This window comes from Streptomyces sp. SID12501 (assembly GCF_010550245.1).
Taxonomy (GTDB): Bacteria; Actinomycetota; Actinomycetes; order Streptomycetales; family Streptomycetaceae; genus Streptomyces.
This window is the reverse complement of record NZ_JAAGLU010000121.1, coordinates 1-1,109: the sequence shown is the minus strand read 5'-3', so window position 1 is coordinate 1,109 and position 1,109 is coordinate 1. Positions and strand designations below refer to the sequence as shown.

The following is a 1,109-nucleotide window of genomic DNA, read 5'->3' as shown; positions in this document are numbered from 1 at the left end:
CCCTCGACAAAGTCGAAGATCGCGGTGCGGGCCGCGGCCCGGTTGAGCCAGGTTCTCGTGTCGAGCAACTCCCGTTTGATGGTGGCGAAGAACGACTCGGCGAGGGCGTTGTCCCAGCACTGTCCGGTGCGGCCGACGGACAGGCGGACGTCGAACTGCGTTGCCAGGGTGGCGAATTGCTGGCTGGTGTACTGACAGCCGCGATCCGAGTGGAAGATCACCGGCCGGGTGGGACGACGCTGTCGGCAGGCCGCCGTGAGGGCGTCGGCGACCAGATCGGTTCGCAGGTGATCGGCTGTCGCCCAGCCGACTACCCGGCGGGAGGCGATGTCGATGACGGTGGCCAGATAGAGCCAGCCCTCCTCGGTCGGGACATAGGTGATGTCGCCGCACCAGCGGGTGTCGATGCCGGCCGGGTCGGGCTCGAACTGCCGCAGGACGAGGTCGGGCCGGGTGGCGGCGCGGGGGTCGGGGACGGTGGTCAGGTGCCGGCGTCTGCGGTGGCGGCCCTCCAGGCCCGCCGCCCGCATCAGTCGGGCGACGCGGCGCCGTCCGCAGAGGGCACCCTCGCGCTTCAGCACGGCGTGGATGCGTGGAGCGCCGTAGGTGCCGCGCGACGTGGCGTGGACCGCGGTGATCTGCCCGGTCAGCTCGGCGTCGCGGACCGCCCGCGGTCCGGGCTTGCCGGTGCGGCGGGCGTAGAAGGCGGTTCGGGAGACCTCCAGCAGTTCACACACGCGCTTGACGTTGTGACCGTCTCGCTTCTCCGCCTCGATGAACGGGTGCGCCGTCACCGGGTCTCCTTCGCGAAGAAAGCCGTGGCCCGCTTGAGGATGTCGACGTCCTCGCGCAGCCGGCGGTTCTCCCGCCGCAGCGCGGCCAGTTCCTCGCGCTCACCGCTGGTCAGGCCGTCGCGTTCACCCGCGTCGACCTCGGCCTGGCTGACCCACAGCCGCACCGCGGTCTCGGTCAGGTCGAAGTCCTTGGCGATCTGACCGACCGAACGGTCACCGCGCCGGCACAGCTCGACGATCTCAGCCTTGAACTCCGGCGTGAACGAACGGCGAGGCCGAGGCTTCTTCTTCCCCATGCTCTCCATGATGGACATC

Annotated in this window: 1 protein-coding gene and 1 pseudogene; both read right to left on the bottom strand. The window is 70.1% G+C overall.

Translation table 11 applies throughout. From position 1 onward, the window contains the following. Positions 1-794 (bottom strand): IS3 family transposase (locus G3I71_RS44715; RefSeq protein WP_164324603.1); only part of this gene is annotated, 794 nt, incomplete at its 3' end. Positions 795-811: 17 nt separating this feature from the next. Continuing rightward, positions 812-1,090 (bottom strand): annotated as a pseudogene (locus G3I71_RS44710) (transposase); the annotation flags it as partial. Positions 1,091-1,109: the final 19 nt, after the last annotated feature.